The following is a 25,986-nucleotide window of genomic DNA, read 5'->3' as shown; positions in this document are numbered from 1 at the left end:
GGTTTGTCTTTGATAGAAATATCAACAATATTAAAACTAGCATTATTTAAAATGCACAACGGGTTTCTTTTCTTTTTCTTTACTATCGTTATATAAGTTGCTTTCCTTTTTATCCTTCTTCCTTTTATTTTTTCATTGACCTCAAAAATGATCTTATCTACCTCCTCCGGTGTAAACTTTGTACTTTTTTTCTGTTTTATCTCGAAGTTAATATACCTTAAGTACTCCTTTAAAAATATGGAAGTAACACTCCCGCTGTTTTTAGACTCAAGCATAGTTAGTCTAGCTTTTCCTTTTAATACTGTACCGTCTTTTAAATAAATTTCGGCGTCTGTCCAATCTTTGTATTGAGCATGAAGATTAATAGTTAGTAAAAAAAGAGGTAAAAGGACTAGGGCTTTTATCATATAAAATTTATTAGACTTAAAGTTAAACTATCTAACTTTTCAACGAAAACTAAATTTAAATCTTTTTAATTATTTTTCCTTCAAATACTGTTAAAAACATCCATTTTAGTATTCCGTTTTCGTGAGGCCTTAAAAATCAAACTTATAAGTAGCGCCAGCCAAAAACTGAATACTTTGTATTGGGAAATTTTGCCATCGCTGATAGGCATTGTTTGCAATATTATTGGCCTTGGCAAATACCGAAAACTGGTCATTAATATGATATCCCAAATGCGCATTGGCATCAAAAAAGCTGTCCAAAGTAACAGTAACTGGGGTTGTAGGCACAAAAGGGTCAACTACAAACATACGGTCTTTGCGTTCTCCTGTGTAGATCAAATTAGCCCCAGCAAACCAATGTTCGTCAATTTGGTAATCCAAAAACAAGGAGCCCACTATATCTGGTAGATTCCACGCTTCGGCCTCATCATCGGTGCTGTAGCCAAAATACTCTGCCTTAATACCCAAGGTGAAATTGCGGTTAACGTCCACATTCAATTCCCCAGCTACGCCATAGGTCTTCACATCGTCATACACAATTCCAAAGGAATTACCATAGGAATAGTGCTGATCGGTCATCAACGTAATATCGTTATTTCTAAACAAGGCTTTATCCCTATCGGCCTTAAACATACCGCTAACGCTGTAGCTCATATTACTGGACAGCTTTCCTTTTAGCCCCACATATGCATTGTACAATTGATCGGTAGGCGTCACCATTAAAGTTGGGGACACAAAGGGGTTTTCAGATGCAAATCCATGATAGGAATTTTGTATTAGTCCGCCTTGAACACCTCCAAAGGCGATTAAAATTTCATCCACAAGTCTATAGGTCGCCGTCACATTCGGGTAGATAAAAAACTTATTCTTCCCGCCTTCATTGTCGTTTAAATAGGTGAGCGTCGCACCAAGGTTTACTGTTAAATCGTCTTGCCTTAACTGATACGTCGGGGATAATGCAATGATAAAATTGCCATAATTGAGTTCGCTATTTACGTTATAACTTCTATCAAAAGCACCACCAAGATAATCGAATACAAAATCGGTAGAAATCTCTTCACCATTAATGGGAACATCCACTTTAGCCTTAGCAACAAAACGATTTTCACCGGAGCCTTGATTGTCGCTAAAACGCCTAAAAACAAAGCCTCCCGAATTAATATAAGTATCCTCAAAAGAGATATCCCCGCCAAAATTCGCGGTAGAAAAAGCATGGTCAACATCCAAAGCATCCGTCATTGCCTGTGCAGTTTGGGATGCGGGTACACCGTACCAATTATAAATTTGGTACTGAAAACCACCTTCAACATTCCAAGAAAAGTCCCGTTGATGAGACCCGTAGTTTACATTTATTTTGGAGTTTGAAAAATGATCATCAAACTGCACCTCATCAATACCACCACCAGAGGAGTGATGACTAAAATAACCACCTACACTTTCAGTTCTGTTGATGGCGTGGTTGAGATACACTTCTCCCAAAATGGTGGTATATGTACCAACGCCCAAAGTGGCATAGTTTTCAAACAGTTTTACTGGTTTTGCCTTTTCAACCGTTGCCGCCTTTCCCTTTGCTGGGGTAAAGGTTGAAGCCACCGGAAATGAGAAAATATTGTATTTGATTTCCTTTTTTTGAATCTCCTTGTCATCTTCTGTTGATGGGACCTCCTTCACCTTGAAGGCATCCGAAATAGACGGGGTATAAGGCTTTACCACGTCAATGACTCCTGTATTGAGAGTGTCTTTTCCTTTTTGTTGGGCTACAGCTATAAAACCGTAAAATGTTAGTAGTAGAATTGGGATATGTTTGATTTGCTTTCGCATGTGTTCTGATTTACGATTGACGATTAACGATTTTTGATTCATAAAAATTGGACATTTTAATCTTGAGGTACGATTGATGAATTCGTCTTAGCTTCTTCCTTTTTAATTCGATTTAATTCTGTTCGGGCTTCGTCCACCACATCATCAAATTGACCGAAGTTTTCTATCACACTTTCTAAAATGTAAGTTGCTTGATAGGCATCATCCAAAGCATAGAAGTTTTTCGCCATGACTACTAAGCCTTTGGCACCGTAATACTTATAGCCCGAATAATCCTTTGCCAATTTTTGTGCGGCTGTATTGGAAGCTTTAAATTTTCCGTCCTTATGTTTAAAATAAGCGTCATAGTAAAGAGCTTCGGCCGCCGTCTCACCTGTTGCCACTTTTTGAACATTTTTATATGCTGATTTAGCCTTAACTTCATCACCCGTTTTTATGGCCGAACGGGCAATAATAATATGCGCATCACTTTTGATTTTATTATCAATCTTTGAACTTTTTAAAACTTTTTCGGCGTAAGCTACGGCATCATCATATTGCTCCAATTGATAATTGGCCTTCATTAAATTGGATTGGGCAAATACCACATTTTGAGGATAGTTAGCTTCTGCTTCCAAACGTTTCAGTAAAGGCATGGCCTGCTTCCAATTTTTATTTTCCAAATGGTATTGCGACAATCGCGACAATGCTTCCTCGGTAAATTCGCTTTGCGAAGCTTCCACTACATATTTATAATGGGGCGCTGCATTGGCAATCAAGTCCTTTCTGTAGTAGAGTTGACCCAAATAAAAATGAGCTTGCAAGCTGTGAATCCCGTTGGGAAAATTATTTAAATAGCCATTAAATTGTTTTATGGCCGCATCGGTATCGCCGTCCAAATATTTCTTTTCTGCCGCCTCGTACGTGGTATTGTCCAAATCGGCATCGGTTACCTCAACATAGTCCAACTGCTTTACCCAATTGGCATATTCGTCCACTCTGCCCAAATCGATATAAATCAATCTTGCCGTAGAAACCGCTTGAACGGCTTCCGGAGTACCGGGGTAATCGCTAGCCACATTTTTGAACTTTTTTAAAGCTGACTCATTTTTACCGCCATTATAGTGTATCAAACCTTGGCGTAATAGGGATTTTGGCACGAAGGAACTCATTCTGTACTCAGAGTTCAACTTGTCGTATCGCGCCATGGCCTTTTCAGTTTGATTGTCTTTTACATAGGAATTTCCAAGTTCGTACAAAGCATCATCACGAAGCTTGGATTTGGGATATTCAGAAATAAACGTTTCGAGTTCTTTGATTTTTTTCGAAGGGTTTCCGGCATAGCCCGTACTAATTGCTTTTTGAAAAAAGGCATAATCAGACTCTACCTCATCCAATCGAATGGCATTATTGTAGGCATCAATCGCTTGACCATATTTACTGGACACAAAATGACCGTCTCCCAAACGCAAATAAGCGTCATTTAGGCGAACTTTATCATCCTTTGCTTTGGATATAAACTGGTTGAAATACTTTGAAGCTTGGTCGTAATTTTTCAGTTTGAAATAGGTATAGGCCAAATTATAATCAATGTTGCCTTGCTCTGGCAAATTCATGCCAACGGCTTGTTGCATAAACTGTTTGAAGCCGACCAGTGCATCGTCATAATTCGTTAAATTATAATCTGCCTCAGCTTTCCAAAATGTGGCACGTGCCGTGAATTTTTCGTCCCTTGGTTCGCTTAAAGATTTATCAAAAAGCGATTCGGCCTCGAGATATTGGTTTTCGCTATATAATTCCAACCCTCTATAAAATGCAACCTTTTGATAGGCCATTTTGTTTTCAAAACTTTTTTTCTTTTCTAAGAGGTTAAGCGCTTCTTCATAATTTTTGGAGGTGATGTAGGAATCAATCAAAAGCGTTTCAATTTCCTCCTTGTATGATGTTTTTGGATACTTGTCCAAATAGCCTGCCAACACTTGTGGCACAGATTGATAAGGATTACCAATTTCATAACTAATCTTGGCATAATTCAACCAGGCATCCTCTTGGATTTTCAAATCGTTATCCATTTGGGAAGCATTTCTAAATGCATTTAAAGCTTCCTGTTTTTTATCCAGTTTGATATAGCTTTCACCTAAATGATAATAGGCGTTTTGAGCGATACTATTATTACCCCCGATGATTTTGTTGAACTCGGAAATGGCATTTTCATAATCGCCTTGCTTGTAATGCGCATAACCCAATTGGTAAAAATCGGTATTGTTCCATTTGGCCGTTCTGTCCCTTTTCCCTTTTTTTCCTTTATAGGCCTGTAGGTATGGGATAGCTTCAGCATATTGTTCTAAATTGAAGTAGCTCTCTCCAATGATTTTCGAAAGTTCGGATACTTCCTCATCATCACTTGAATCCAACCTCGCTTTTGCCAATTCAATTGCCTTTTCAAATTTTCCCAGTTTGAAGTTTAAATCGGCTTGATAGTAGGACAATTTTTCCTTGTATCGCTCCTGGTCTTCAACCTGTTCAAAATATTCATTCGCCCTGTCGTAATCATCGCCCTCGTAAGCCATAAAACCAATGTAGTATTTGGCTTGCGAGCCATACTTAGGTGAGTTTTCTACTTTGGCCAAGTATTTTTTGGCATCCTTATACTGCTTAGTGACAAATGCCGTGTAGCCATTGTTGAAATAGAATTTTTCACGTTCTTTTTTGGACAGCGCATATTCATCTACCTTATCGTACCACTTTCTGGCATAGGCAAATTTACCATTGGCAAAATAATAATCTCCAACGTCCATAAAAGCAGTGTTTCGTTTGGTACTCGTTGGATATTCTTCCACGAAATCGTTAATCAATTGATCGGCATTTTGCTGGTTCAATCTCACTGCGCAATTGGCTATATAATAGGTGCAGTCAGATTTTAAATTTTCCTTCTCCGCCGTTTTTTTGATTTGGGAAAAAAGGGACTGAGCTGCTAAATATTGCTGATTGTTATAGAGACTTAATGCCTTTTGAAAGTCGACCAAATCGTTCGTGTAAACTGCCGACTGTTGCGAAAAAACTTGAAGACAAAGACAAAAAGTGAGGATTGAAATACTATGTTTAAGATTCATTTAGTATTTATTTTTTTGTATGAAAAAAATTCAAAGATAACTAATGGTTTTGGTTTCCCGCCTTCGCAGGAATGACAAATTCAATCGAAACCAAAATAAAAATATTTTGGAGTCTTGTTTGACCTATAACGCAACAATCGTGCTAGAATTATAAGCAGGTGTTTTAAAATTCCAAAAACGTAAAAACTAAACTCCAAAATCAATTCGTTAAACAAAGAAACAATTAAGAGATTTACAAACGTTTATTGTTAGGAATTTGGAACTTCGTGCTTTTAACTTTAAACTTGTAGCCTGAAACTTTTTCCTAATGCCCGAAACCATTTTACAGTTAAAAAACGCTTCCATTTATCAAGGTGACAATCTGGTGCTTTCCAACGTTAACGTTGAGATACATAAAGGTGAATTTGTTTACCTGATTGGGAAAACCGGCACAGGGAAAAGTAGTTTTATGAAAACCCTTTATGGAGATTTGCCATTAACCGAAGGCGAAGGCTCAATCGTAGATTACGATTTACATACCTTAAAAGAAAAGGATATTCCCTTTTTAAGACGAAAACTAGGCGTGGTATTTCAGGATTTTAAATTGTTGATTGACAGGACGGTTAACGACAATTTGCTTTTTGTGTTAAAAGCCACCGGCTGGAAGGACAAAGAAAAAATGAATACCCGAGTTGAAGAAGTGCTGACTAAAGTTGGAATGAAAACCAAAGGTTTTAAATTCCCCCACGAACTGTCAGGTGGTGAACAGCAACGTGTTGCCATAGCCAGAGCCTTACTAAACAACCCTGAGCTCATTCTTGCTGATGAACCTACGGGAAATTTAGATCCGCAAACTAGCGTAGAAGTCATGGAAGTGTTGCAGGACATCAACAAAAACGGCAACACCATCCTTATGGCCACGCACGACTATGCCTTGCTTTTAAAATACCCGAGCAAAACGCTGAAGTGCGATGAGAATCAAGTGTATGAGGTGGTGCAACGGAGGGCATAATTATGCTATCAATTTTAATTCCTACATATAATTATAACGTCACTGCTCTTGTAAAAGCGCTTTATCAACAATGCATAGATTGCGAGATTAAATTTGAAATATTGGTGCTAGATGATGGTTCCAACTCAAATTTGAATGCTGAAAACGAAAAGATTAACCAATTCAATAATTGTAGCTTTAAAGCCTTAAGAAAAAATATAGGCCGTACTGCCACCCGTGGCAAACTAGCCAATATGGCCAAATATGACTGGTTTATTTTTTTAGATGCGGATGTGCTACCAAAAGGAAAAACATTTATTAAAGAATACATCGAGCAAACCAATTTCAATAATGATGTAATATATGGAGGTATAGCCTATGATAACAATCAATTTATCACTAAGGCACAAAAATTACGCTGGAAGTATGGCAGGAAATACGAGCAGATAAAAGCCCAAAAACGCAATTCAAAGCCTTTTAAATACATCGTTTCGGGCAATTTCTTGATAAAGCGTTCAACATTTGTTAAGGTCAATTCCAAGGTAGATAGAAAAAGTTACGGACTGGATAATCATTTCAGTGTTCTATTAAAACAATCAGGCGCTAGTGTACTTCATATAGACAATGAGGTTTTCCACATAGGCATAGACAGCAATGAGGTTTATTTGACCAAAGTGGAAGAAGCCGTAAATGCTTTATTATGGCTATATCATGAGAAAAAGGGACATGAGCACGAAAATAGCTTGTTGCTAGTGTTCCGTAGTCTTAAAAAAAACCGGATAAACTATATTCTAGCACTTTTTCACAAAATCTTTGGTGAATTTATGAAGATAAATTTGTTGAGTGATAACACCAGTTTGAATATTTTGCAATTGTACAAGCTATCATACATGTGCTATATCGACTTAAAAAAGAGCCACAATGCCTAGCACACCTTTCTTTTCGGTTATTATTCCTCTTTATAATAAAGAAATCTATATTTCTGGAGCTATTAATTCTTTGTTGGCTCAAACGTTTAGCGACTTTGAGATTATTCTAATCAATGACGGATCAACTGATTTTGGTTTTGAAATAGCGAAAAAAAAACTATCCAATCAAAAAAACACCACGCTACTAAGCCAGGAAAATCAAGGGCTTTCAGCGGCCAGAAATAATGCTATAGGAAAGAGCCGAGGGCAGTATATAGCACTTCTGGATGCGGACGATGAGTGGCTTCCACATCATTTGGAGCAATTGTATGCTTTAATCAATGAATACCCCAATGCTGGGTTGTATTCCACTGGGTACTCCTTAAAAAAATCTGAACATATTTTTCATAGAGCTAAATTTAACGACCTGCCTAAAAATTTTAGAGGTATTGTACCAAACTTTTTTAAACATTCCTTACAGAACTGCGTGGCCTGGGTAGGTGCCGTATGTTTCCCGAGAAAGGTTTTTGACGATGTGGATGGTTTTGATCCAGAAATTTATTCCGAACAAGATACCGATTTGTACATCAAAATTGCCCTTATATATGACGTTGCTTTGGACGACACTTCGTTTAGCGCTATTAGCAACAGGACACAAGATGATAATATGTCCAGTTTTTCGAACAAAAAACACATCCCAAAGTTATTATATACCTATAAAAATGAAGAGCTAAAGGATAAGCATTTAAAAAAATATATGGATTACAACCGTTTTTCGACCATTATTTACTTTAAGTTGTCCTCAAATCAAAAACTTGCCCAGAAACTTATGGAGGACATGGATTTCAACAGCTTGAATTTTATGCAGCGTATATTACTGAAACTGCCCAATATCGTTATAAAATTGTTGTTTTTTATAAAAACGAAGTTGAAATTGAATGCGCTGAAGGTATTTAAGCCCAATGAAACTTAAAATTCACCCAAAAATTCAACCCATTGGCCCATAATGTTTTCCTCAGAAAACGGATTCGGCATTTGTTCCAAATTGTTCCTTATATTATTATAAAACGCCTTATCTAAAATCATTCTGTCCATTGCTTCCGTTAGCTTTTCACTATTTTGGTCTTCTACCAAAAGGCCGTTAATATTGTGTTGAATGATTTCACTGGGGCCACTTTTGCAATCAAAAGATATTACTGGCGTTTTTAAAGCCAAAGCCTCAATCAGCACCATTGGAAAGCCTTCCGAAGCACTGGACATTACCAATGCTTTAGAATGCTTTATGTATGTATCAGCATCATTTCTAAAACCAAGCAGTTCTATATAGTTTTGCAAATTCAACTTTAAGATAAGTTGCTCTAAATATTCGCGTTCACAGCCCTCTCCTAAAACAAAAAGTTTTATATTATGTTTAGGAAGTTGAGAATTATGATAGGCATTTATTAAAACACCAAACTGTTTGATGTTTTCCAAACGGCCAACGGCAACTATAAAACCCCCAGAAAGTCCAACCTCATGGACATTCCTTTTCGGAATTATATAATTGTAAATGACTTTGCTTTCGAAATTAAGTTGCTCTTTAATTTTTTGCTTTGCAACCTTGCTTACAACAATAATCTCCCTATTTTTAACAAGCACCTGTCGTAATAATAACGGAATATTTACCATTGAAAAATATAATTCCAAAATATAATGGTGCACACAGTAAACAACTTTGGAACTCTTAAAAACCAATTTTGCAAATAAAAGTTCCTTTAAAAATTTGTCCCGCACTCTATGGTCAATAATCACGTCAAACTGGTGTTGCCTAAAAAAAGCTCTAAACTTTAAAAACGCCAGAAATCTATTATGTTGCGCCTTTACTTTTCCAAAATTATAGAGTGTCCCGGCATATTCGTAATCTATCTCATTCTTCATGGACACCACATAAACCTCATATCCTCTTCTGCTGAGGGACAAAGACATATTTGCCGCCATTTTTTCGGCACCGCCCGAACTTAACGAAGTGGTTAACAGACATATCTTTTTATTTCTCATGCAAAAAATGGGTGTCAAAATCAATTGTGCCTAAAACCGTTCTTTTACGTGGCGCAAAATTTTTACTGAAAATACTGCGCGTTGCATCCATATTTTTATGTGCTACACCAAAAACATGGCAAATGCTTTCAAAAGTATGGTCGGCCATGAATTTTCTGTTGGGAACATACTCAAAATCGGATGGCAGTTCAAAAGCATTGGAAGTCCAAAGTAAAAACGGGATTTCAAACATGGACTTGGTCAAAATCTCCTCGGAACGTCCAAAAAAATCGGTGCCCTCATCATAAATATTTTCGCCGTGGTCCGAGATATAAAATAGGGCACTTTTTTGTTGTTCCTGGTTCAGCTTATCAATTAAAGATGACACGATAAAATCGTTGTACAGTACTGCATTGTCGTAGTATCTATTAGCCAATTCAGCTTCGGAAAGCCCCTTAGTTTCTTTGGCAAAAACATTGAACGTTTCTGGATATCGTTTGCTATAATCAAAATGTGTCCCAATCAACCGAAGTACAATCAATTTTTTACCTGGTTTTTTTAAAATTTCTGTATAGTCGGGCAACAATACATCATCCGTAACCAGCGTGTGTTTATCTATCAAATGATTATAAAACTTAAACCAATCTGAGGCTGAAGCAATTTTGCTTATGGCATTATCGTGATAGCTAATGGCGCGCTGGTTGGACAGCCAATAGGTATCAAATCCTGCTATATTGAACAATTCCACAATATGGATCAATTCTTCATCTCTCGTATCTATGTCCAGAGAACTAATAATTTTAGGCGCGGATTTCAACGTAAGCACATCGGTGGAAATTACCTCATTATAAACATACAAGCTATCTTTTATTGAACTCAATAACGGGGTAGTTTCCCTATGATAGCCGTACAATTGCATGTGCCCCCTGGCAGTGGATTCGCCCAGCACAAATACCAGCACTTCGTTATCCGAACTTACAATGACATCTTCTTTTTTAATAATCGCACTAAACTGCATGCTATTTTGCAGATCGATATAACCGTAAATGCCCCTTACGGTATTATGATAGGCGTTGCTTTCAATTGCCCCGGTTAATTTTAAGCCGGCCGTTATTAAAAGCACTCCTAAAACCCCGATCCATTTGTGATACTTATGATATGTTCTGAAACTATGCCTTCGGATAACGAAAAACAAAATAATATTCAAAACAATGAAAAGCACTATGGGCATGCTCACATAAGAACTTGTAAACTCGCTAAATTCCTGGGGGTTGGATTCCAACAGTAAGTACATGAAGGACGACGAAAAATTGGAGGATACCGCTAAATACGAAGTGGTTTCCATAACCACATACAGGATATAAACAAAGCAAACTAAATCCTTAAAAACCTGCTTTTTTATCAGACTGCTGTATAGCAAAAAGAGAATTACCAAAAAGAAGAAGACATCTTCAATAATATCCTCAACATCAAATAAAGCCCAATCCATAAATAACAGTTGGAATGCATATTTAAGTAACATTGGCATTCCCAAAATCAAAATGCTGTGGTGTTTTTTAAACATGGGCATTAAGGTATTTTGAATTGTTAAAATATACCGAAAGGGCTACAGCAACCAAATACAGTATTGTGCTGAAAATATAGGCATAAAATACACCATGGAGGCTGTACAAATTGATAAAATACAGGCTTAACACATAAAACGACAGGTATAAAATGGCATCTGTTATCACATAAAACCTCACCATTTTTTTTGCATGAAATTGGTATGCAATCGAAAAGGCCATAATTTTTATAAAATCACCAATCAACTGCAAATAAAAAAATTGTTCAATGATGCTAAAGGCATCCGTTAAAAAGATCTGTATGACCAAATTCCTAAAGAGGAACAAACCTAAAAACAACACCAAAACAATCGGTATCAAATACTTAAAATAAGTTTTCATTATGCTATAATACCCTGAAATAGTTTTGTTTATTGATAACTGTGGTAACAAATACAAGGTGTACATAGATGAAAAGAATATCATATAAAATGATGATATTTTGTTCATGGCTTCCCAAAGACCAGCAGTATCCGTATCAATGTCCGCAATAATTTTGTTCCGAATAAAAAGATATACCAAACTTAGTAAAATTGAGGAATAGGTGGCCATTGCAACATACGTTCCGATCGACTTCATAAATTCTGACGAAACCCTCTTTAAGTTTGCAACTGCTTCAAGGAATACATCCCTAATATCCTTAAAAAACAAACTTGAAATAAAGCTCAAACTCGGCACCACAATACTGGCCATAAGTGCCCCTTCCAAATTGTAAAAATATATCAAAACAAATGTGAGTCCCGCATTTAAAAGGTTGGAAATGGTAATCAAAGCCGTATAAAGTCTAAAATTTTGCAGACCATTGGCAATATAAACCATTAAAAAACTTAATGAAATCAGTGGTAAAAGAATAGCCAAATATTTAAAAACAAAGGACAACGATTCATCTTTCAAAATGGACGTACCTAAATACTGGGAAAACCCAAAAAAGTACAGTCCGACAACAAAAGAAAGTCCCACGCTGAGAACCAAGGCCGAAGCCAACACAATAGGCAATTGCCTTTTATCTGCCTTATTCTCCGCAATATATTTGACAACACCACTTTGAAGACCAGTAGAAGTAACACCCAAAGCACCTTGCAGAACATTTTTCATATTCCCAACTATGGCATAGCCGGAAGGCCCTAAATAGATAGCACTTACCTTGGATACTACAAATGATGCAATTAATTTTCCAGAAACAACAACACTGTTATATGAGAGTACTTTTAAAAACGTATTATTCAATAATCTTTTAAACAACCTCTTATTTATTTTTCTCAGAATCTACACCAAATAGCGAACTGCCAAATATCAACAAGATGATACCATAATACATCAAATAACTCACAAAATGACCTATTACCGCCCCTTCAACACCGTACAACTTTATAAAATATATACTTGTAGTGTACAAAATTACCACCAAAAAGGCTTCGGTAACAATATAATGCCAAAACATCTTTTTCGCTAGAAATTGATAAGCAATTACCATAGAAAGCACCTTTAAAAAATCACCTAGGATTTGCCATAAAAATAGATCCTCAACGGGTTCAAATTCACTTGTAAAAACCACAGATATAATCAGAGATCTCAATAAATAGATCAGCAAAAGCCCTGCAGCAAAAATAGGGATCACTTTTTTATAAATGGAAAACACTTCCTTTTTAAACTCCTGGACATCATTTATTTCTGAAAACCGCGGAATGACGTAAAGCGCCAACATTGAACTTACTAGCATTAAATAATACTTTGAAATCCGCATCATGGCTTCCCAAAAACCAGCATCTTTATAACCTATGGTTTCAATGATATAGGAGCGAATGACCAAGATGACCAACGGCAAAATTACAGCAGAAAAAAGAGCCATCAACGAGTAATACCCAAGCTTTTTGAAGTATCGGAAACTTACATGATTAACATGGATTAACAGGACTAAACTCCTTCTATTTATGATACCAACAAGTGTTATTAAAAAAATGATAGACTCAGCAATAACCACCGAAATCAAAGCACCATCTAATTTGTCCTGATAAATGAGCAATAGGGTTATGGCTAGGCCTAAAATCTGTCCAATGATATTAATTATAATAAGGATTTTATACTTTGAAAACCCGTTCATGATTGAAAAACTGAACATATTTAAGGCATAAAAAGGCAGTACTATGGCAAAAATCCTGATGACATAGGCATAATCATTATAAGTGGGAAATATGAGGTCGTTAATAAATTCCGCACCAAAATAACAGGACAAAGAGACACAAATAGTAGCTATAAAGCCCAAATAATATACAGTAGAAAGGGTCTTGCTAAGCTCAACTAAATCTTCTTTGAACTGACCTACGTACTTAACCATGCCTTTATACGTCCCCAACGTGGCAAGGGTTTGGGCCGAACTCACAAAGTTTCTCAAATTCCCAATTAAGGCCAACCCTTCTGCCCCAATAAAAACTGCAATGGCCTTTGACGTCAAAATACCAGCGATCATGCGGGCAACCAAAGAAGACGTTTTAAGCGAAGTAATTTTTACCAGAACATTATTGTTGATGTAGTCGATTAGATTTTTCAAAGAAAAATAATTTCAATTATAAACTTAAAAACAACTGTTTTAGTATAATTTTTTAAACAGCCAAAGATACAAAAACAGTGAAGAGTCGGTCAATATTTTGCATAAAGCAATAGGACTTTTTCTACACGGAAAAATCAAAGAAATCTATGGCTAGCCCTACTTTGGATATTTTGGTGTGACGCCCCGAAACCCTCTATATGCTTTTATTGCGCTTGCGCTCCACTTCCGTTAAGAAAATTTTTCGAAGTCTCAAATGGTTTGGTGTTACCTCAACATATTCATCCTTTTGGATATATTCCAAAGCTTCCTCGAGCGAAAATTTAATAGCGGGTACAATCCTTGCTTTATCGTCAGCTCCAGCCGAACGCACGTTGCTCAATTTTTTTGTTTTGGTAACGTTGACCGTCATATCGTCCCCTCGCGAGTTTTCGCCGATCACTTGACCCTCGTAAATATCCTCACCCGGATCGATAAAAAACTTGCCACGCTCCTGTAATTTGTCGATGGAATAGGGAATTGCCGTACCATTTTCCATAGACACCAAACTTCCGTTTTGGCGTTCGGGGATACCTCCTTTTACGGGTTGGTATTCCTTAAATCTGTGTGCCATTATCGCCTCCCCAGCCGTGGCTGTCAATAACTGGTTCCTTAAGCCGATAATACCTCTGGATGGAATCACAAATTCGCAAACCATACGGTCGCCTTTGGCTTCCATACTTAACATTTCACCTTTTCGCATCGTCACCATTTCAATGGCTTTTCCAGAAACTTCTTCTGGTAAATCAATGGTCATTTCCTCAACAGGTTCACATTTTACGCCATCAATTTCCTTGATAATCACCTGCGGTTGGCCGATTTGCAATTCGTATCCCTCGCGACGCATCGTTTCAATCAGGACTGATAGGTGTAATACACCACGACCAAACACCATAAACTTATCGGCACTATCGGTGTCTTCAACCCTTAGTGCCAAATTCTTTTCCAATTCTTTTGTTAAACGTTCTTTGATGTGGCGTGAGGTTACATATTTTCCATCCTTTCCAAAGAAAGGGGAATCGTTAATGGTAAACAGCATACTCATCGTTGGCTCATCGATAGCGATGGTTTTTAAACCTTGCGGATTCTCAAAATCGGCAACCGTATCCCCAATTTCAAAACCTTCCAAACCAACAATGGCGCAAATATCCCCTGCTTGTACGCCATCTACTTTCTTCCTGCCCAAACCTTCAAAAACGTGCAATTCCTTAATTCTTGATTTTACAATCGAACCATCACGTTTTACCAAGGATATGTTTTGACCTGATTTTAAATCACCACGTGTTAACCTTCCAATCGCAATTCGTCCGGTAAAAGACGAAAAATCCAAAGAGGTAATCAACATTTGTGTAGTTCCTGCTTCAATCTTTGGTGACGGAATATGTTCAATGACCATATCCAATAAAGGCTCAATATTGTCAGTTTGATTTTGCCAATCTTCGCTCATCCAATTGTGCTTTGCAGAACCATAAACCGTTGGGAAATCTAATTGCCACTCTTCAGCACCCAGTTCAAACATTAAATCGAAAACTTTTTCATGAACTTCATCTGGTGTGCAATTTTCTTTGTCAACTTTATTGATGACAACACATGGTTTTAAACCTAAATCAATGGCCTTCTGCAGTACAAAACGGGTTTGCGGCATGGGCCCTTCAAAAGCATCGACTAATAACAAAACGCCATCAGCCATATTTAAAACGCGTTCTACCTCACCACCAAAATCGGCGTGGCCTGGCGTATCAATAATATTGATTTTGGTGCCTTTGTATTGAACGGAAACATTTTTGGAGGTAATGGTAATACCGCGCTCACGTTCCAAATCATTATTGTCCAGAATTAAATCCCCTGTATTTTCGTTCTCACGAAACAATTGGCAGTGGTACATAATCTTATCTACCAAAGTGGTTTTTCCGTGGTCAACGTGGGCGATAATGGCGATGTTTTTTATGTTGTTCATGGCGTATCCTTATTTTAAGCCTGCAAAGGTAGGGCATATTTTAACATTTCAATCATATTCCCCTCATATTTAGTTAATGAAATGTTATAATCTGGGTCAAAAAAACTTTTTTGGGGTTTCTTACGTTTAATTAAGTAGAGTGCCTGATTAATTATTAACACTAGAACATGAAATTTACTGATATTTTCCATCACATATCTTTAGTTTTAATAGCTGTGCTGTCGTTTGCAGTATTGGAGTTTTTAACATCATTGCTATCCCTTCCCCAGCAAACCAAACAAAACGTCTTGTTTGTAGGTTTATTAATAGCCATCAACTTCGCTGTAATCATCTCGTTTATTCGGAACAAGAGGAATAAACATTTATAATTGTATTTTTGTGGCTTAAACTTCAAGCCAATGCAACTCAACGACATTCCAAAGTTAAAACACACCTCCTCAAATAATTTCTTTTTACTATGTGGCCCTTGTGCCATTGAAGGCGAAAACATGGCCATGCGGATTGCCGAAAAAGTAGTCTCCATTACTGATAAATTGCAAATTCCTTATGTTTTTAAGGGTAGTTTTAAAAAAGCCAATCGTAGCAGGATTGATAGTTTTACGGGTATTGGAGATGAAAAGGCTTTAAAAATTCTACGGAAAGTTTCTGAAACTTTTGATGTGCCGACGGTCACAGACATCCATGAGGTTTCTGATGCAGAGAAAGCGGCCGAATATGTGGATGTATTGCAAATCCCTGCCTTTTTGGTGCGTCAAACGGACTTGGTTGTGGCTGCGGCCGAAACCGGTAAAGTTGTGAATTTGAAAAAAGGACAATTTATGAGTCCTGAAGCGATGAAACATGCGGTACAAAAAGTAAAGGATTCGGGTAGTGATAAAGCTTGGATTACGGACAGGGGCACTATGTTTGGCTATCAGGATATGATTGTAGATTTCAGGGGGATTCCAACAATGCAAAAATTTGCGCCAACAGTTTTAGATGTCACCCATTCATTACAACAGCCAAATCAATCTGCTGGTGTTACAGGCGGACGTCCCGATATGATTGAAACTATTGCCCGTGCAGGAGTGGTCAATAAAATTGACGGTCTATTTATCGAAACCCATTTCGACCCCGCTAATGCCAAAAGCGATGGCGCCAATATGTTGCATTTGGATAATTTGGAAGGTTTATTAACTCGTTTAGCGACTATTAGGAAAACCGTTGTTGGATTATAGTTATCTTTAGCATTAAATCGAATTTCCTATGGAAAAATCAAGAAGAAAGTTTTTGCAAAATATGGCCTTAGCACCTATTGCATTGGGTACAGGTAAGCTCATGGGGTTTCAAACGGAGTACCAACCCCAAATAAAAAACAGGGTACAATACAGTATTAATGCCTATTCCTTTAATGCTAAACTTCGAAGCGGTGAAATGACATTTTTTGATATGATGGAATTCGCCGCCGATATCGGGCTGGACGCTGTGGATTTAACCGGTTATTATTTTTCGTCATATCCAAAAAGTCCTTCTAACCAGGAACTTTTCGCATTAAAGAGAAAGGCATTGGAATTGGGCTTGGATATTGCTTGGACGGGCGTACGCAATAACTTTGTAACCCCGGACAAGGCTAATCGAAATTCAGATAAAATATTGATTAAAGAATGGCTGGAAGTATCCTCAAAACTAGGTGCTCCTATTATGAGGATTTTTACGGGCAGAAACAAAAGTTCAGATTTTACGAAAGACCAAATTAAGGAATGGCTTGTTGAGGAATTTAAAGCCTGCGCCGAATTTGGTTCTGAATATGGCGTGATCCCAGGTCTGCAAAATCATGATGAGTTTTTATTTTCTAGTGAAGAAGTTATCGATATTTTAGAACGGGTCAATTCCGATTGGTTTGGTTTGGTTCTGGATTGTGGGAGTCTTCCATCTGACGACCCGTATGCAGAAATTGAAAAACTAGCACCTTATGCCAATTATTATTTTGTAAAAGAACATGTTAAAGCAAAGGACAGCACCAAAATACCGGCGGACATTAAAAAGATTGCTACCATAATTAAAGAGCAAAACTTCAGAGGTTATGTATCTTTTGAAAGCCTGAAAGAAGGCGACACCAAAAACATAATTAAAGACATGTTGCACACGTTCCATTCTGTGTTTTGATCTTGTGGTAAGCAACAAAATCAGTATGGAGGCAAAAAAAACAATCCTCCGCTTTATTTCCGCTTGGGCTTCAAAATCAACTTAAACGGATTGGTATTTATTTCCAATTGTTTTTCAAGTACATACACAATAACCTTATCATCGATATCATCAACGGCTTTGTAACGCAAAGATCGAATAGATTTTCGTGTTCCGGCAACAAAATGCTCTGTATGTTTATCCAGACCTTTAAAATGCCAGAAGGCAAAGTCCACATAGTCTTTCGACTGATTCAAAAAGCAAATAGGAATGCCGTCATTATAAAAAAATGGAATGCGCCACTTGTACAGCATCTCTGGCTCTGGCAATACCGCTTCGATGATAGCCTGTAATTGCAACAATATAGTTTTATAAGGTTCTTGCTGTTTTAAAATATAAGCTTCGGCGGGGTTCATTGGAGAAAAAGTTTTATGCTCATTCAAACTTAACAAAAAATTATGAGGATAGTTTCAAAATATTTTATTTACTTTGTATTTCAAAGTACTTTAAAATGGAATCAAAAGATTATTTAAAAGACATCAGCGAAATAAAAGATATGATGAATCGGTCCTCTAGATTTATTTCGCTCAGTGGGCTATCAGGTGTGCTAGCCGGAATCTATGCCTTGATCGGGGCAGGTATTGCCTATTGGTTGGTTACCACATACAGTGGTGGCGTGCTAATTTTGGACGGTTGGGTTTATGAAACCTGTCTTTTAACTTTAGTCCTGGTTGCCGTTTTAAGTATTGGTACCGGAATTCTTTTGACAACGCGAAAAGCAAAAAGGCATAGCGCCAAAATTTGGGACGCCACATCCCGTCGATTGGTACTCAACTTTTTGGTACCACTAGTAGTGGGAGGCATTTATATATTGATTATTTTAAGCCAGGGGAAGTACGGCCAGTCGGGAGGATTGATGTTGATTTTTTATGGATTAGCACTGGTGAATGCATCAAAATATAGTATTGGGGATATTCAATATCTGGGCTATGTTCAAATTATTTTGGGACTGATCGGTGCTTGGCAACCTGGGTATGGCTTTTGGTTATGGGTGATCGGCTTTGGATTGATGCATATTATTTATGGCACATGGATGCATTTTAAATATGACAGATCTCAGTAGGTAGTTCACAGTCGCAGTTAAAGTCCCGATAACTATCGGAATCAGTAACTTTGAACTTGAAACCTTAAAGAACAAGTATAAGAAATGAAAATTGCCCACAGGATTTTATTGCTTATCCTATTATTGATAGTTGATATAGCTGTTTGGATAGCAATCGGGCTGGTTCTTTTAAATTATGAGGATTTTTATGATGAATCAAAAGGGGAATATTTTAGTTTGTCTAGTATGACAACAATTGAAAAAATTGCATTTTTTTCATATTACCTCTGGATATTTTTGAATATTAGCTTAGTCTTATACTTTACGTTTAGACTAATTAAGAAGTACGTTTTGACCAAATAAGATTCCTGTCTTTACAGGAATAGGAATATGAGTATAATTAATAATATAAACAAGCTATTTGATCACCGGATAAGATTGGGCATCATGTCCATTTTGATGGTAAACGAGTACGCCGATTTTAATAAGTTAAAAGAACTTTTAGATGCCACAGACGGTAATTTGGCAAGCCACACCAAAGCTTTGGAAAAGGCCGAATATATAAAAGTAGAGAAACAATTTATTGGGCGAAAACCGAACACCCGCTACTCTACCACAAAACTGGGAAGAGCAGAATTCAAAAAACATATAGATGCCCTTGAAGCTATCATAAATAAACAGAAATAAATTTTTTTATCATTTCACTTTGAAAAACAAAGTACTTTAAATTTAAAAAACATGGAAACACAACAATCACACCCCAAAAACACCTCGCAACCCAACAAATTTGGTCACTGGCTAAAAACATCCATCACCGCTCGAATGCTTATGGTTGGTTTTTTGGTCATTATTTTACTCATACCCTTGTCCTACATCAATAGCCTTATCAACGAGCGTGCCTTTAGGCAACAGGACGTCGTTAGGGAAATCAATCATAAATGGGGCAACCAAGTTTTGGTTTACGGGCCAATTCTAAAGCTACCCTATAAAACCTATACGGAAACCAAAACCTATAACGAAAAGACAAAAACCTACTTTAAGGAAACACAAACCCACATAAACCATGCTTACATTTTTCCTGAGCAACTTAATTCCAAAGTTGATGTCAATTCGAAAACCTTAAAACGGGGGAATTTTGAATCGGCTGTTTTTACTACACAAATGGATTTTGATGGCCATTATATTCCCGTCGATTTAACCGCAAAAGGCATCAAAAGCGAAGACATTGTTTGGGACAAAGCCAGTATTATCATCAAAACCTCAAATTTGAAGGGCATCAAAAGTGAAGTCCAAATCTCCCTAAAGGATAAAGCCTACAATTTTGAGACCAATTTTAATCAAAACCACAACAGCAATTTGGACATTTTGGAATCCAGTTTTGTAGACGGCGAAGCCATTTTTAAATCCCAAAAAACCGATTTTAAATTTTCCATGACCTTTAATGGTAGTACAAAAATAGAGCTCATCCCTATTGGCAAAACCACCACAATGCAAATGACTTCCAATTGGGCAGACCCCAGTTTTATGGGTAATTACCTGCCTAACGATGAAACCAAGGAAATCACAAAAGAGGGCTTTAAAGCCGATTGGAAAGTACTGCATATCAACCGTGCATTTTCTCAACAGCACTTAAAAAGTATCCCCAATCTCAACCAATTTGCATTCGGCACAAAATTTATGGTGATGGTAGACGAATATCAAAAAAGTGAGCGCTCCGCCAAATACGGTTTCCTCGTTATCGGCCTCACATTTTTAGTGTTTTTCCTTATCCAAACCCTCAGCAAAATCAACATCCACCCCTTTCAATATTTAATGATCGGGCTGGCACTTACTATGTTTTATACGCTTTTGGTATCCATTTCAGAACATAGTAATTTCTTAAAAGCCTATTTAATTGCAGGTATTTCGGTCATCGTTCTCATTACCCTGTATTCAAAATCAATATTAAAAACATTTAAGTTTCCGCTATTTATCGGGGCGTCGCTCAGCGCGCTGTACGCCTTTATCTATGTCATCATACAACTTGAAAACTACGCACTATTGGTAGGCAGTATTGGCCTGTTCCTGATACTTGCTATCGTGATGTTCGTTTCCCGAAAAATAGATTGGAACAATGGATAATGTTGTTGGTTGGTGTTTGTTTCGAGGGCGCCTGCCTGCCGGCAGGCAGGTTTCCCCCGCCCAAAAGCGGGGGCCGCGCTTTCCGCTCATAGTTTTGGCTCGATGCGCGCCTCGCCAAAAGCTAACCACTGCAATCGCTAACGCACAAGATACTTATGAAAGAAAAAATTAAAAATTACTTCAAAATTTGGTGGATCCCATTACTGGTATATTTCGGAATATTCGGAATATTCATTTTGGGCTGTTCATTACAACGTGATTGGATAATAAATTTGTTCATCATTATTTTACTTGTAAATGTAATAGGAACAATTGTTGCCAGTATTATCCAGATATTCAAAAGACGATGGTATTTTGCAATTGTACAAATTGTATTCACTTACTTCATTTTCAAATATTTCTTATTAGTTTTCACGTACTCGCCGCCGGATTTTTACGGGGTGCACAAAAAGATTCCAAAAGGCATTGAAATTCACAAACCTTTGAATCATGAACCGTCAACTGAAGATTTCGAAAATTCAAGCTTATTAATTGAATCCTGTTCTCAACCCGGGATCTATTGCTACTACACGAACTTCACTCCCCGACAACTAGGTTATTTCTATATAAAAGCATTTGAAATAACCTCAAACGATAGACTATCGGAAAGACGAATCAAAGAAAAATCAAAAATTAAACTTATTGATTTAGATGAAAAAATACATTCTGGGGAATTCACCATATATGAAGGAAGCTGGGGAGACAAATATGGAAGTAGAATCGAACTTTGGTATAAACCATACAATAACGCAGAGTTCAAAGTAACCGAGCGCAATTATATAGTTGAAGGTTGGATGCGATAGAATCAAAATAAATGAAAGTAAACAAAACATACCTACTCCTTGCCATTTTGCTCTTTATTTCAGAAGCCTTAATCGCCATATACCTCAAAATCGGATTCATCCGCCACACGGTAGGTGACTTTCTGGTGGTTATTTTAATCTATTGCTTTTTTAAAAGTTTCCTAAAAGTGGATTCCATTAAACTGGCAATAGCCGTATTCCTTTTTGCCCTTTGTATCGAGTTGCTCCAACTACTTAATATACTTAGCCTACTGGGTATGGAACACAATCAAACCGCCATTCTGCTTTTGGGAAGCACCTTTCATGTCTCGGACGTGGCGGCCTATATTCTTGGTGTCATCACTTTTTTAATCATTGATATAAATCTTATTTCGAATGAATAACATCAAACACCTTATAACAGCCCGCTTTAAAATATTCGCCATACTTACAGCCTGTATGGCCTTCAGCATCATTTTGTTGATGATACGCATGAAACTGACACATTCCTTCTTTTACTTGTTTTTGGTTTGGAATTTGTTTTTAGCAGTCATACCCTTTGCCATTACCACATATTTATCGAGCATCCCCAAACTCAACAAATTGTGGTTCGTGTTTTGGTTTGGGGTTTGGCTGCTTTTTTTACCGAATGCGCCATATATTATTACAGATTTGATTCATCTGCGGTTGAGCTCAAAAGCGCTCATTTGGTTGGACATCCTTACGGTAACCACTTTTGCATTTACTGGATTGCTTTTGTTTTACCTCTCGTTTATTGATATGATAACAATATTGAAAACCTATCTTAAAAAGAAAACTCTTGACATTTTCATCCCGGGATTATTAGTTCTATCCGCTTTTGGCGTTTACCTCGGTCGGTTTTTACGCTATAATTCTTGGGAAATTATTCAAAACCCTAGTGCACTTTTCAGTGATATATTCCAAATCATTTTAAATCCGTCGGAACATCTTGAACCTTGGTTCTTCACACTGATTTTCGGTACCTTTTTGAATTTGGGGTTTTGGGTGTTTCAGTCACTTTATGAATCTCAAAACCAAGTCCCATCTTAATTGGTCCTATTCTTTTTCTGGATGGTGCTTACAATATGGGTTGCTGTTTTTCGAGGCACAAAACGTGGCAGGGTAGCTAAAAATTTATTAAAACTACCAGGAATGGCATAGGTTTTTCCTTTAAGCATAGCTTTATAACCATAATGCGCCACTTTCCTGGCACAAGCCATGTTGAACTTTATCTTGTTCTCTGAAGTGTTTTCGGAAACCGTTTTTTGGAACGATGTTTTTGTAGGGCCCGGACAAAGTGCCGTAACGGTAACCCCCGTTCCTTTGAGTTCATTGGCAATAGCTTCCGAAAAAGAGAGCATATACCCTTTGGAAGCGTAATAAATGGACATTAATGGTCCAGGCTGAAAGGCGGCCAAGGACGACATATTCAGGATTTTTCCAGAGCCTCTTTCCAACATTCCGCCTAGAACCAGTTTGGTTAGATGTGTTGTGGTTAAAATATGTAGATGCAACATAGCAGATTCACGTTCCCAATCCGTCTCTGCAAAGGAGCCGAACAACCCAAAACCTGCATTATTGATAAGCACATCAATAGATTCATTATCAATATCATCCATTATACTTTGGGCAATATTCGGGAGGCTTAAATCCTTCTGCAAAGTGCATATTTCAATATCATACAACTGCTCAATAGCATTTTTTGTGCTCAGAAGGCTCTTGGTGTCTATGTCCACCAATATTAATTTATAACCGTCTTTGGCCAAAAGGAGTGCCAACTCATACCCTAGGCCAGAAGCTGCCCCCGTTACCAATGCCGTTTTCATCCTCTTTTTAATATTACTTTGCCTACAAATGTATTAATTTGATTTTAATTCATTCGATACCAACAACATAATTTTGTAAGTGCGAAAAACGCTCGGTCAATTTTCCGTTTTCGGTAATTTTTGCTCTTTCCAAAACGCCATTTTCATCATTATTGAAAAATGCAGGAATCACATGTTCCAAAAACATTTCGCCAAAGCCCTCGCTGGCATCTTGCGGCAGTTCGCATGGCAAATTGTCCACGGCCATTACGGTGATAGCATTTTCATTTTTGTAATCCACCTCTGTTTCGGTTTGGGGGTCGTAACCGTAAATAGGGTCGGCAATTGTTGAAGCACGAAGTGTAGTTGCCACCGGCCCATCTACATCACAACTGATATCAGCAACTACCTTAATATTGAATTCTGGGGATTTTACATCCTCACGGGTATATAAATACGGTGCGCCGTCGCCATAAAAATGACCTGCAATATAATAGTCGGTTACTTTGGCGAAACGCATAAAATTGGATTCGTATTTTTCGGGATGGTTAAAAAAATCGAATACATCGGTAACCTCAGTTCCATCCAAACGCTTGTTATAATCCAACACATCGATTTTGCAGTACACTGGTTCATCAAAATCTTGATTTAAATAGTCCGACATAGAAACAGATTTGATATTCATGGCGTCCAACATTTCTTGTACGCCATTAGATACTTTACCGCTACCCGTCAGTAATATTTTTATGTTCGGCAAATCAATTTTATTCAGTTCATCAATTAAAGCTAACTGATTGGGCAATGGACCAGCCTTTGGTAATTCCCAAGAATCAAATCGTAAGCCCCACGCTCTAAAACCATTATAAGCGCCGACAATACCTGCATAACGACCAAAACCAATGAGACGAAAGCCCTGTTCGTTTACGATGGTTTCATGGTCGTAGAGTTCTATATTTTTCTCTAAAATAGCTTGCAACAAGGTTCTGTTGTATGGTTGTTTTTTGATGGTATGCGAAAAGAAAAAGTATTTTTTGTTGGGGATGAGTGCTTCAATCGGCACTTCTTTTACACCTATCATGACATCACAACCTGAAACGTCTTCGGCAACCTCAAAACCTTTTGATGCATATGCCTCATCGGGAAATACCCTAATATCTGAAGACTCTACCTTAAACTCAGCTTCTGGAAACTTTTTTTTGGCTTCTTCTAATTTTGATGGCGAAAATACCACCCTGCGGTCGGGCGGATTTTTTCGTTCTTTTATGACGGCGAATTTCATGTGGACTCGTTTATTTGTTTAATCGTTGATTTGTTTAACTGTTTACCCTGACTGAGACTGCCAACCAAACCTTTGGAATAATTTTTGCTCTAAATTAAATGGATTTGGCATGATTAGCAAAGATTTTGGTAAATTTGCCGTCCGCGTTAGGGATAGAAGCGGCATCCTTTTTAAAACCTTGGATGGATAGATGTTTGGTAAAGCCAAAAATTTAGGAGATTGCCACGTCCTTCGTCCTCGCAATGACGTTTTAAAAAGATATAGCGGATAGCCCGACGCACTTTTGCCATTAAAAGCAAAAGTGGGTAACGCCCAAATAAAAATTACTGTTTGAAAGATGAGATCCCGAAGCAATCCAGATAGTTATCGGGACGGGATTAATTCGATAATGCAAATTAAAAAATTTGCTATCTCATTAAGGGGTCGACTGGTTTTGACAGCGAGATTAATTGAACGGTAAGCACGTCGTGTAATGGTTTTGAAACACGTTAAAGGCTAGACCAAATTTTAAACGGCGAGAATAACTACGCTTTAGCTGCTTAATAACTGAATTATAGTAAGTTCAAGCCACGTCCCGCTAGGCGGGAAAGCTAAATGTCTCCGGAAAGCCTTGGTTAGTGGCGTTCCTTTTTGAGGCATCGTAAAAATTGACCAAGATCGGGTAGCGCTTTGATGCCCTTTCAAGATTTAGAAGCTAAGTTATGAGTAGGTTGTCTTTGACCAGCTCCTAATCGAAAACCCAAGTAAAGACTAAACGTGTAGAAAGCTCTTTGGTTACTTGTTTGGACCCGAGTTCGATTCTCGGCGACTCCACCTACGCTCTCCGAAGCTTTATGCGAAGGAGAGCTTTTTATTTAAAGGAGATATGAAGTCATGTATTGATTAACATAAATCTGAGAGCTTCGGTGGACTTGTCCAAAAACGCTAGTGGTTTACTGAAATGAAGTGCTTAAATTTATCATTTCTAGATTTAGAGAATTCTTATGAGATTATCCTACGCTATTTATATTTTAAAATGTTCTGACAATACTTTTTATACAGGATACACCGCAAATGTTGCAAACAGATTAAAAGCACACAACAATAAGCAAGTGCATTACACTAAAAGCAGATTACCTGTCAAGTTGATTAATATTATAGAATTTAACGATAAGCAAAAAGCATACGACTTTGAGCGTTATCTCAAAACAGGTTCAGGCATTGCATTCAGAAACAAACATTTGATATAGACCTATAATTATGTTATCTTTTTGCTAAAAATTAGCATATCTGGTAG

23 protein-coding genes and 1 other RNA gene are annotated in these 25,986 nt (G+C 37.4%); 13 read left to right on the top strand and 11 right to left on the bottom strand.

What is annotated here, in order from left to right:
• From ACFSR8_RS05130 to ACFSR8_RS05120, 3 genes are all read right to left on the bottom strand, one after another.
• The coding region (locus ACFSR8_RS05130) for a hypothetical protein (protein WP_380289713.1) at window positions 1-407 on the bottom strand (407 nt) is incomplete at its 3' end.
• 129 nt (window positions 408-536) lie between these two features.
• Window positions 537-2,309, bottom strand: a complete 1,773-nt coding sequence (locus ACFSR8_RS05125; protein ID WP_380289711.1) for a TonB-dependent receptor — start codon at window positions 2,307-2,309, stop codon at window positions 537-539.
• Between the two features lie 14 nt (window positions 2,310-2,323).
• Window positions 2,324-5,359, bottom strand: a complete 3,036-nt coding sequence (locus ACFSR8_RS05120) for a tetratricopeptide repeat protein (protein ID WP_380289709.1) — start codon at window positions 5,357-5,359, stop codon at window positions 2,324-2,326.
• A 307-nt stretch (window positions 5,360-5,666) separates the two neighbouring features.
• Here ACFSR8_RS05120 and ACFSR8_RS05115 point away from each other — a divergent pair, with 307 nt between their 5' ends.
• From ACFSR8_RS05115 to ACFSR8_RS05105, 3 genes are read left to right on the top strand one after another with little or no spacing between them, the layout of a single operon-like run.
• A complete protein-coding gene (locus ACFSR8_RS05115; protein WP_380289707.1) occupies window positions 5,667-6,350 on the top strand; it encodes a cell division ATP-binding protein FtsE in 684 nt (227 codons plus the stop codon).
• Window positions 6,351-6,352: 2 nt separating this feature from the next.
• Complete coding sequence (locus tag ACFSR8_RS05110; protein ID WP_380289705.1) at window positions 6,353-7,258, top strand: glycosyltransferase; 906 nt, start codon at window positions 6,353-6,355, stop codon at window positions 7,256-7,258.
• Window positions 7,251-8,210 carry a glycosyltransferase family 2 protein gene (locus ACFSR8_RS05105; RefSeq protein WP_380289703.1) on the top strand — a complete coding sequence of 320 codons (960 nt, stop codon included), beginning with the start codon at window positions 7,251-7,253 and terminating at the stop codon, window positions 8,208-8,210. Before ACFSR8_RS05110 ends, ACFSR8_RS05105 begins: the two co-directional genes overlap by 8 nt.
• On the opposite strand, the gene ACFSR8_RS05100 is transcribed toward ACFSR8_RS05105, so the two are convergent.
• The 5 genes from ACFSR8_RS05100 to typA form a co-directional block, all read right to left on the bottom strand.
• On the bottom strand, window positions 8,207-9,274 hold the full coding sequence (locus ACFSR8_RS05100; protein WP_380289701.1) for a glycosyltransferase: 1,068 nt from the start codon (window positions 9,272-9,274) through the stop codon (window positions 8,207-8,209). The two genes, ACFSR8_RS05105 and ACFSR8_RS05100, sit on opposite strands and share 4 nt — an antisense overlap.
• Complete coding sequence (locus tag ACFSR8_RS05095) at window positions 9,264-10,742, bottom strand: phosphoethanolamine transferase (RefSeq protein WP_380289699.1); 1,479 nt, start codon at window positions 10,740-10,742, stop codon at window positions 9,264-9,266. The genes ACFSR8_RS05100 and ACFSR8_RS05095 overlap by 11 nt, the downstream gene beginning before the upstream one ends.
• A 67-nt stretch (window positions 10,743-10,809) precedes the next feature.
• Entirely contained in the window at window positions 10,810-12,099 is a 1,290-nt protein-coding gene (locus ACFSR8_RS05090; RefSeq protein ID WP_380289697.1) for an O-antigen translocase, read from the bottom strand.
• A gap of 4 nt (window positions 12,100-12,103) precedes the next feature.
• Entirely contained in the window at window positions 12,104-13,405 is a 1,302-nt protein-coding gene (locus ACFSR8_RS05085) for an O-antigen translocase (protein WP_380289695.1), read from the bottom strand.
• A 193-nt stretch (window positions 13,406-13,598) separates the two neighbouring features.
• Complete coding sequence (gene typA, locus ACFSR8_RS05080) at window positions 13,599-15,398, bottom strand: translational GTPase TypA (protein ID WP_380289693.1); 1,800 nt, start codon at window positions 15,396-15,398, stop codon at window positions 13,599-13,601.
• A gap of 398 nt (window positions 15,399-15,796) precedes the next feature.
• Between typA and kdsA the strand changes: the two genes are divergently transcribed.
• Entirely contained in the window at window positions 15,797-16,615 is an 819-nt protein-coding gene (kdsA, locus tag ACFSR8_RS05075) for a 3-deoxy-8-phosphooctulonate synthase (protein ID WP_380289691.1), read from the top strand.
• 28 nt (window positions 16,616-16,643) lie between these two features.
• Entirely contained in the window at window positions 16,644-17,543 is a 900-nt protein-coding gene (locus tag ACFSR8_RS05070) for a sugar phosphate isomerase/epimerase family protein (RefSeq protein ID WP_380289689.1), read from the top strand.
• Window positions 17,544-17,596: 53 nt separating this feature from the next.
• Here ACFSR8_RS05070 and ACFSR8_RS05065 read toward each other — a convergent pair whose 3' ends face one another.
• The gene (locus ACFSR8_RS05065; RefSeq protein WP_380289687.1) at window positions 17,597-17,977 is read right to left on the bottom strand and encodes a DUF1801 domain-containing protein; all 381 of its coding nucleotides are present in this window, start codon (window positions 17,975-17,977) and stop codon (window positions 17,597-17,599) included.
• Window positions 17,978-18,072: 95 nt separating this feature from the next.
• On the opposite strand from ACFSR8_RS05065, the gene ACFSR8_RS05060 reads away from it, so the two are divergent.
• From ACFSR8_RS05060 to ACFSR8_RS05035, 6 genes are all read left to right on the top strand, one after another.
• Window positions 18,073-18,684 (top strand): hypothetical protein, encoded by a 612-nt coding sequence (locus tag ACFSR8_RS05060; protein WP_380289685.1) that lies wholly within the window; start codon window positions 18,073-18,075, stop codon window positions 18,682-18,684.
• 369 nt (window positions 18,685-19,053) lie between these two features.
• Window positions 19,054-19,350, top strand: coding sequence for a winged helix-turn-helix domain-containing protein (locus ACFSR8_RS05055; RefSeq protein ID WP_380289683.1), 297 nt, complete (start codon window positions 19,054-19,056; stop codon window positions 19,348-19,350).
• A gap of 51 nt (window positions 19,351-19,401) precedes the next feature.
• Window positions 19,402-20,784 carry a cell envelope integrity protein CreD gene (gene creD / locus ACFSR8_RS05050; RefSeq protein ID WP_380289681.1) on the top strand — a complete coding sequence of 461 codons (1,383 nt, stop codon included), beginning with the start codon at window positions 19,402-19,404 and terminating at the stop codon, window positions 20,782-20,784.
• 155 nt (window positions 20,785-20,939) lie between these two features.
• The gene (locus ACFSR8_RS05045) at window positions 20,940-21,626 is read left to right on the top strand and encodes a hypothetical protein (protein WP_380289679.1); all 687 of its coding nucleotides are present in this window, start codon (window positions 20,940-20,942) and stop codon (window positions 21,624-21,626) included.
• An 11-nt stretch (window positions 21,627-21,637) separates the two neighbouring features.
• Window positions 21,638-22,009 carry a ribosomal maturation YjgA family protein gene (locus ACFSR8_RS05040; protein WP_380289677.1) on the top strand — a complete coding sequence of 124 codons (372 nt, stop codon included), beginning with the start codon at window positions 21,638-21,640 and terminating at the stop codon, window positions 22,007-22,009.
• Window positions 22,002-22,676: a DUF1361 domain-containing protein gene (locus ACFSR8_RS05035; protein ID WP_380289675.1), complete on the top strand. Its 675-nt coding sequence runs from the start codon at window positions 22,002-22,004 to the stop codon at window positions 22,674-22,676. The genes ACFSR8_RS05040 and ACFSR8_RS05035 overlap by 8 nt, the downstream gene beginning before the upstream one ends.
• On the opposite strand, the gene ACFSR8_RS05030 is transcribed toward ACFSR8_RS05035, so the two are convergent.
• Complete coding sequence (locus ACFSR8_RS05030) at window positions 22,673-23,452, bottom strand: SDR family NAD(P)-dependent oxidoreductase (protein WP_380289673.1); 780 nt, start codon at window positions 23,450-23,452, stop codon at window positions 22,673-22,675. The two genes, ACFSR8_RS05035 and ACFSR8_RS05030, sit on opposite strands and share 4 nt — an antisense overlap.
• A gap of 49 nt (window positions 23,453-23,501) precedes the next feature.
• Complete coding sequence (locus tag ACFSR8_RS05025) at window positions 23,502-24,710, bottom strand: NAD(P)-dependent oxidoreductase (RefSeq protein WP_380289671.1); 1,209 nt, start codon at window positions 24,708-24,710, stop codon at window positions 23,502-23,504.
• Between the two features lie 419 nt (window positions 24,711-25,129).
• Between ACFSR8_RS05025 and ssrA the strand changes: the two genes are divergently transcribed.
• Window positions 25,130-25,526, top strand: a transfer-messenger RNA (tmRNA) gene (gene ssrA, locus ACFSR8_RS05020).
• 167 nt (window positions 25,527-25,693) lie between these two features.
• On the top strand, window positions 25,694-25,939 hold the full coding sequence (locus ACFSR8_RS05015; protein WP_380289669.1) for a GIY-YIG nuclease family protein: 246 nt from the start codon (window positions 25,694-25,696) through the stop codon (window positions 25,937-25,939).
• Window positions 25,940-25,986 lie beyond the last annotated feature (47 nt).

The organism is Hyunsoonleella rubra (genome assembly GCF_042684665.1).
Lineage (GTDB): Bacteria > Bacteroidota > Bacteroidia > Flavobacteriales > Flavobacteriaceae > Jejuia > Jejuia rubra.
Note: the sequence above shows the minus strand (reverse complement) of the source record. Positions and strands in the feature narration are given on the sequence as shown.

Coding starts and splice junctions, on each gene's coding strand:
- ACFSR8_RS05125 (WP_380289711.1), bottom strand. CDS start 2,309: ATGAATCAAAAATCGTTAATCGTCAATCGTAAATCAGAACACATGCGA.
- ACFSR8_RS05040 (WP_380289677.1), top strand. CDS start 21,638: ATGAAAGTAAACAAAACATACCTACTCCTTGCCATTTTGCTCTTTATT.
- ACFSR8_RS05110 (WP_380289705.1), top strand. CDS start 6,353: ATGCTATCAATTTTAATTCCTACATATAATTATAACGTCACTGCTCTT.
- typA (WP_380289693.1), bottom strand. CDS start 15,398: ATGAACAACATAAAAAACATCGCCATTATCGCCCACGTTGACCACGGA.
- ACFSR8_RS05025 (WP_380289671.1), bottom strand. CDS start 24,710: ATGAAATTCGCCGTCATAAAAGAACGAAAAAATCCGCCCGACCGCAGG.
- ACFSR8_RS05100 (WP_380289701.1), bottom strand. CDS start 9,274: ATGAGAAATAAAAAGATATGTCTGTTAACCACTTCGTTAAGTTCGGGC.
- ACFSR8_RS05065 (WP_380289687.1), bottom strand. CDS start 17,977: ATGAACCCCGCCGAAGCTTATATTTTAAAACAGCAAGAACCTTATAAA.
- kdsA (WP_380289691.1), top strand. CDS start 15,797: ATGCAACTCAACGACATTCCAAAGTTAAAACACACCTCCTCAAATAAT.
- ACFSR8_RS05060 (WP_380289685.1), top strand. CDS start 18,073: ATGGAATCAAAAGATTATTTAAAAGACATCAGCGAAATAAAAGATATG.
- ACFSR8_RS05095 (WP_380289699.1), bottom strand. CDS start 10,742: ATGGATTGGGCTTTATTTGATGTTGAGGATATTATTGAAGATGTCTTC.
- ACFSR8_RS05035 (WP_380289675.1), top strand. CDS start 22,002: ATGAATAACATCAAACACCTTATAACAGCCCGCTTTAAAATATTCGCC.
- ACFSR8_RS05070 (WP_380289689.1), top strand. CDS start 16,644: ATGGAAAAATCAAGAAGAAAGTTTTTGCAAAATATGGCCTTAGCACCT.
- ACFSR8_RS05045 (WP_380289679.1), top strand. CDS start 20,940: ATGAAAGAAAAAATTAAAAATTACTTCAAAATTTGGTGGATCCCATTA.
- ACFSR8_RS05115 (WP_380289707.1), top strand. CDS start 5,667: ATGCCCGAAACCATTTTACAGTTAAAAAACGCTTCCATTTATCAAGGT.
- creD (WP_380289681.1), top strand. CDS start 19,402: ATGGAAACACAACAATCACACCCCAAAAACACCTCGCAACCCAACAAA.
- ACFSR8_RS05055 (WP_380289683.1), top strand. CDS start 19,054: ATGAGTATAATTAATAATATAAACAAGCTATTTGATCACCGGATAAGA.
- ACFSR8_RS05120 (WP_380289709.1), bottom strand. CDS start 5,359: ATGAATCTTAAACATAGTATTTCAATCCTCACTTTTTGTCTTTGTCTT.
- ACFSR8_RS05030 (WP_380289673.1), bottom strand. CDS start 23,452: ATGAAAACGGCATTGGTAACGGGGGCAGCTTCTGGCCTAGGGTATGAG.
- ACFSR8_RS05015 (WP_380289669.1), top strand. CDS start 25,694: ATGAGATTATCCTACGCTATTTATATTTTAAAATGTTCTGACAATACT.
- ACFSR8_RS05105 (WP_380289703.1), top strand. CDS start 7,251: ATGCCTAGCACACCTTTCTTTTCGGTTATTATTCCTCTTTATAATAAA.